At 56.1% G+C, this 698-nt stretch carries 1 protein-coding gene; it reads right to left on the bottom strand.

Features of this window, described 5'->3' with window-relative positions; genetic code table 11:
* A partial coding sequence (locus AC1DVH_RS32285; RefSeq protein ID WP_477757194.1) for an exodeoxyribonuclease V subunit gamma occupies positions 1 to 496 on the bottom strand: 496 nt, incomplete at its 3' end.
* Positions 497 to 698 lie beyond the last annotated feature (202 nt).

Below are 698 nucleotides of genomic sequence, written 5' to 3'. Positions count from 1 at the left end.
CTTCCAGCCAGTCAGCCCGATAGACCTGGTATTGGTCGAACAGATCCGCCAGACGCTCGGCCAATTGATAGCGTTTGCGCAGATCGGTGTCATGGGTCAGGAAACGCTGCAGCGGCTCGAAGTGCGGTTGGTTGATCAATTGCGGCAGCAGGCGCATCAGACGCCAGGTCAGCGGTGCTTTATCGAGCAGGGACTTGACCGGAATTTCGTCACGGCCAAGTACCATGCGATAGAGCTGCCACATGAAGSTGCCGGGTAACTGCACGTCAATGGCCGCGGCGATGCCGCAGCCTCCCATGTCGTCGTCCTCAGAATCTTCCGCCAGTGCCAGCTTCAGCCATTGGGCAATGCCATTGCTTTGCACCAACGCGATTTCATTCTCCAGGGGAGCCAGCGGGTAGCGCCGCATCCAGCTGACCACCAGGCTGCGCAACTCATCCAGGCGGTTGCCGTGAACCACCATAAAACCAGCACTGAGGGACGTCGCGTCCGGCATAAAGGCTTCCTTGGAAAATACAAACGCCAAGGGCGAACCTTAACATTGTCGGGAGACTGTGACAGCGTGGAGCTGTCCGGTATTGCTGTATGAGTTTTCCTGCGGACAAAAACAAAACCCCTACCTGCATACGCAGATAGGGGTTTCGGAATTTAATCTTGACGATGACCTACTCTCACATGGGGAAACCCCACACTACCAT

The organism is Pseudomonas sp. P4_C3 (genome assembly GCF_056402075.1).
Note: the sequence above shows the minus strand (reverse complement) of the source record. Positions and strands in the feature narration are given on the sequence as shown.